Source organism: Frankia sp. AgPm24, from assembly GCF_023243055.1.
GTDB classification, from domain to species: Bacteria; Actinomycetota; Actinomycetes; order Frankiales; family Frankiaceae; genus Frankia; species Frankia umida.
The window spans coordinates 1-5,828 of sequence record NZ_JALKFW010000033.1 but is presented as its reverse complement, the minus strand read 5'-3'; the positions used below and the strand labels follow the sequence as shown (position 1 = coordinate 5,828).

Genomic DNA, 5,828 nt, shown 5'->3' with positions numbered 1-5,828 from the left:
CGCAGGAGGTTCGGGTTCGGCGGATCGCGGTGGATTATGCGTCGCATTCGGCGCAGGTCGACGATGTCACGGACGAGCTGCTGGTTGCCTTGGGGGAGCTGTCTCCGCGGACGCCGGATATCCCGTTCTTCTCGACGGTGACTGGCGGGCCGGTGGAAGAGACGGTGTTGGATGCCGGCTACTGGGCGCGGAACCTGCGGGAGCCGGTGTTGTTCGAGCCGGTGGTGCGGGGTCTGCTGGACAGCGGTCGTCGTGTTTTCGTCGAGGTCAGTCCGCATCCGGTGTTGACGGTCGGCATACAGGAGACCATCGACGCGGCAGCGGATTCGAGCGCGGCCACGGATTCTGCTTCTGACGCTGTGGCGTTCGGGACGCTGCGCCGTGACGATGGCGGTCCGGGGCGTTTCCTGGCCAGTGTGGCCGAGGCGTTCACCCGCGGTGTCGCGGTGGACTGGGCGCCGATGTTCGGGGCGCCGATGCTCGGAGCGCCGCCCCGGCGGGTCGATCTGCCCACCTACGCCTTCCAGGAGCAGCTGTACTGGCTGGAACCGGCGGGGCCCGGGGCCACCGACGTCGCCGCCGCCGGGCTGGATGCGGCCGACCATCCTCTGCTGGGCGCCGCCGTCACGGCGGCGAACTCCGACAGCCTGCTGGTCACCGGCCGGCTCTCCCTGGGCGATCATCCCTGGCTCGCCGACCACGCCGTGGCGGGCACGGTGCTGCTGCCGGGTGCGGCGTTCGTCGAGCTCGCCGTCCACGTCGGCTCGCAGGTCGGCTACGGGCGGGTGGAGGACCTGACCATCGCGGTCCCGCTGGTCCTGCCCGCCTCGGGTGCCGTCCGGATCCAGGTGACGGTCGATCCGCCCGACGACGCCGGCCGCCGCGCGGTGTCCTTCTTCTCCCATCCCGACACCGCCGGTGTGGACGCCGGCGACCGGGTCTGGACGCGGCATGCGTCCGGCCTGCTCGCGGCGGACACCCGGGCGCCGTCGATCGACACCGGGGCCTGGCCGCCGGCCGGGGCCGAGCCGGCTGCTCACGAGACCCTTTACGACGACCTGGCCGCGGTCGGCTTCGCCTACGGCCCGGTGTTCCAGGGGCTGCGCGCCGCCTGGCGGCTGGGCGACGAGGTCCTCGCCGAGGTGAGCCTGCCATCCGAGCACGGGCCGGACGCCGGCTCGTTCGGGCTGCATCCGGCCCTGCTGGACGCCGCCCTGCACGCGATGGCGCTCGGCGGACTGCCCAACCCCGGCGAGCGCGACGACAGCACCCGGCTGCCGTTCGCCTGGAGTGGCATCAGTCTGTATGCCGTCGGTGCCACCGCGCTGCGGGTACGACTGGCACCGGCCGGCCGCGACGCGATCAGTCTGCGGCTCACCGACCCCGACGGTCAGCCGGTGGCCACCATCGAGTCACTGGTGCTGCGGGCCGTCGATCCGGCGCGTCCCGCCGGTGGCTCGGCCGCGGTGGACGACCTGTACGAGTTCGGCTGGATCACGGTGCCGCCGGTCCCCGCGGACGTGCCGGTCGCCGCGGGCCTGGCACCGTCCACGTGGGCGGTCCTCGGCGCCGACCCGGCGATCACGCCGGAACTGGCGGAGCTGGCGGAGCTGGCGGAGCTGGCGGGCAGCGGCGTCGCCGTCGACCACCACATCGATCTGCCGGCGCTGTCGGCCGCCGTGGCGGCCGGGGCACCCGTGCCCGCTGTGGTGCTCGTGCCCTGCCCGTCCGCGCATCTGGGTGCCGACCTGGCCGGAGATGTTCGGATCGGGGGCGCACCGGCCCAGCAGGCACCGGCCCAGCAGGGATGGGCCGGGCAGGTGCGGGCCGAGGACGTGCGGACGGCCACCGGTCACGCGCTGCTGTTGGCGCGGCGGTGGCTCGCAGACGACCGCTTCGCCTCCTCCCGGCTGGTCCTGGTGAGTCGGGCAGCCGTGGCGGCCGGACCCGGTGACCCGCCAGGCGATCCCGTCTCGGCGGCGGTGTGGGGCCTGCTCCTGTCCGCCCGCTCGGAGAACCCGGACCGTTTCGCGCTGGTCGACCTCGACGCCGAACCGGCGTCGTGGCAGATGCTGCCCACCGCGGTGGCGGCGCTGGCCGCCGACGAGCCGCGGCTCGCGATCCGCGCGGGCGAGGTGCGGGTCGGCCGGCTGGTGCGGGCGGGGGGCGACGACACGCTCATCCCGCCGGTGGCTGCCGCCTGGCGGCTGGAAAGCACCGGCAAGGGCGCCCTGGCGAACCTGGCGCTGCTGCCCTGCCCGGAGGCGTCCCTACCGCTGGTCGGCGCCCAGGTCCGGGTTCGGATGCGGGCGTCCGGGCTGAACTTCCGGGATGCGCTGAACGCCCTCGGGCTCTACCCCGGCGACGCGGGTCCGCTGGGTATCGAGGGCGCCGGGGTGGTCGTCGAGGTCGGCCCGGACGTGACGGACCTGGCCGCGGGGGACGCGGTGATGGGACTGTTCGCGGGTTCCTTCGCCTCCCTGACGGTGACCGACCGGCGGATGCTCGCCCGCATCCCGGCCGGCTGGACGTTCGGCCAGGCCGCCTCGGTGCCGGTGGTCTTCCTCACCGCGTACTACGGGCTTGTCGATCTCGCCGGTCTGCACGCCGGGCAGGCGGTGCTCGTGCACGCGGCGGCTGGCGGGGTCGGGATGGCCGCCGTCCAGCTGGCCCGCCATCTCGGCGCCGAGGTGTACGCGACGGCGAGCTCCGGCAAGTGGGATGTCCTGCGGGCGATGGGGATCGACGACGACCATCTCGCCTCCTCCCGGGACCTGGACTTCGCCGACCGGTTCCACGCCACCTCCGGCGGGGCGGGCGTCGACGTGGTCCTCAACGCGCTTGCCGGTGCGTTCGTCGACGCCTCGCTGCGGCTGCTGCCGCGCGGCGGCGCGTTCGTGGAGATGGGCAAGACCGACGTCCGGGACGCGGCGGCCGTCGTCACCGAACATCCCGGGGTGCGTTACCACGCGTTCGAGCTGATGGACGCCGGCCTCGGGCGCATCCAGGAGCTGTTCGCCGAGGTCCTCGCGCTGTTCGAGCAGGGGGTGCTCGGCGCCCTGCCGACCCGGTTCCTCGACGTCCGCCGGGCACCGGAGGCGTTCCGCTTCCTCAGCCAGGCCCGCCACATCGGCAAGATCGTCCTGACCGCTCCGCCCGCCATGCCGGCTGCCTCGCCGGCCGACGCTTCGCCTGTCCTGCCGGGGGCGGGGTGGGATCCGGCGGGCACGGTGCTGATCACCGGCGCCACCGGGACGCTGGGGGCGCTCGTGGCCAGGCACCTTGTCAAGGTCCACGGTGCGCGTCACCTCGTGCTGGTCGGGCGCCGCGGCGCCGCCGCGCCCGGCGCCGTCCCCCTGGTGCAGGAGCTGGGCGCCCTGGGTGCCACCGTCACGCTCGCCGCGTGCGACGCCGCCGACCGGGACCGGCTCGCCACCGTCCTGGACGCCATCCCGGCCCGGCACCCGCTGACCGCGGTCGTCCACGCGGCCGGTGTGCTCGACGACGGGGTGGTCACGGCGCTCACGCCCGACCGGCTCGACCAGGTGCTGCGGCCGAAGGTGGACGCCGTGCTCAACCTGCACGAACTCACCGCCGGGCGGGACCTCGCGGCGTTCGTCCTGTTCTCCTCGATCGCCGGGACCTTCGGCGGTCCGGGCCAGGGCAACTACGCCGCGGCGAACGCCTTCCTCGACGCGTTCGCCGCCTGCCGCCGGGCCGCGGGCCTGCCCGCGGTGTCAGTGGCCTGGGGACTGTGGGCACCGGACAGCGACATGACCGGCCACCTCGACGACACGGCGCTGCGGCGCATCGACACCGGCGGGCTGCGGCCACTGGACGTCGAGGCGGGGCTGGCGCTGTTCGACGCGGCGATCGGCGCGTCCGCCGCGGTGGTCGTCCCGGCCGCGTTCGACCTGACGGCGATCCGGGCACAGGCCTCGACGCGGGGCATCCCGGCGCCGCTGCGCGGTCTCGTCCGGCCACCTCGCCGGGCCGCCGCGGCCCAGACGCGGGCGGGTGGCGCCGACGGGCTGCGTCGACGGCTGCTCGGCCTCGGCGAGACCGACCGGGTACAGGTCCTGCTCGACCTGGTGCGAGCGCAGGCGGCGATCGTGCTTGGCCACGCCCAGCCCGAGGCCGTCGACGCCACGCGGCCGTTCCGGGACCTCGGGTTCGACTCGTTGACGGCGGTCGAGCTGCGCAACCGGCTGACCGCCGCGGCCGGCCTGCGACTGTCCGCCACTGTGATCTTCGACTACCCGAGCCCCGTCGCCCTGGCCGGACACCTGCGCACCGAACTGCTCGGCGACGTCGGATCGGGGGCGCGCGGCGCGGACGCACCGCGCGGACCGGCCCGCCCCGCGCCGGCTCCCACCGACGACCCGATCGTGATCGTCGCGATGAGCTGCCGGTATCCGGGTGGGGTGCGGTCACCGGAGGAGCTGTGGGAACTGGTGGCCGCGGGTGGGGACGCGGTGGGCCCGTTCCCGGCGGACCGGGGCTGGGATCTCGACGCCCTCTACGACCCGGACCCCGACCAGACCGGTCGTTCCTACGTCCGGGCCGGCGGTTTCCTCTACGACGTCGCCCAGTTCGATCCGGCGTTCTTCGGGATCTCGCCGCGGGAGGCGCTGGCGATGGACCCGCAGCAGCGGCTGCTGCTGACCACGTCGTGGGAGGCGTTCGAGCGGGCCGGGATCGACCCGGGGACGTTGCGAGGCAGCCGGACCGGGGTGTTCGTCGGCACCAACAGCCAGGACTACGTGTCGCTGTTGGCCGCCGCCCCGAAGACCGGCGAGGGCTATGTGGCCACCGGCAACGCGGCCAGCGTCGTCTCCGGCCGCGTCGCCTACACCTTCGGGCTGGAGGGGCCGGCGCTGACAGTGGACACGGCGTGTTCGTCGTCGTTGGTGGCGTTGCACCTGGCGGTGCGGGCACTGCGGTCGGGGGAATGCTCACTGGCGCTGGTCGGCGGCGTCATGGTGATGTCGACCCCCGGCGGGTTCGTCGAGTTCAGCCGACAGCGCGGGCTCGCCGCCGACGGACGGTGCAAGGCCTTCGGTGCCGGCGCCGACGGGTTCGGCATGGCCGAGGGCGTCGGTGTCCTGCTGGTGGAGCGGCTCTCGGACGCGCGCCGGCTCGGTCATCCGGTGTGGGCGGTGGTGCGCGGGTCGGCGGTGAACTCCGACGGGGCGAGCAACGGACTGACCGCGCCGAACGGCCCGTCCCAGCAGCGGGTGATCGACGCGGCGCTGCGCGACGCGGGCCTCGCCGCCGAGCAGATCGACGCCGTCGACGGCCACGGCACCGGCACCGCGCTCGGCGATCCGATCGAGGCACAGGCACTGTTGGCCACCTACGGACGTGACCGGGACGCGGATCGGCCGCTGTGGGTGGGGTCGTTGAAGTCGAACATCGGGCACACGCAGGCGGCGGCGGGTGTCGGCGGCGTGATCAAGATGGTGATGGCGATGCGGCACGGAATGGTGCCGAGGACCCTGCATGCCGACGAGCCGTCGCCGGTGGTCGACTGGAGTTCCGGAGCGGTCCGGCTGGTGACGGAGGCGACGCCGTGGCCGAGCTCGGACGGTCCACGGCGGTCCGGAGTGTCCTCGTTCGGTATCAGCGGCACCAACGCCCACGTGCTCCTGGAGGAGGCGCCCGCGGCCCCGGCCGCCCGCGAACGGGAGGAGCTGCGGCCGGTGCGCGATGGCGCCGGATCGGATTCACCGGCCGGTTCGGTCGGTTCTTCGCCCGCTTCTCCGGTTGTCGTGCCGGCGGTGTTTCCGTGGGTGGTGTCGGGGCGGGATGCGGCGGGTCTTTCGGCG

The 5,828-nt window shown here is 74.3% G+C and carries 1 protein-coding gene; it reads left to right on the top strand.

Going from position 1 to position 5,828, the window contains the following annotated elements; all coding sequences use genetic code 11:
• The coding region (locus tag MXD61_RS05325) for a type I polyketide synthase (RefSeq protein ID WP_285223156.1) at positions 1-5,828 on the top strand (5,828 nt) is incomplete at both ends.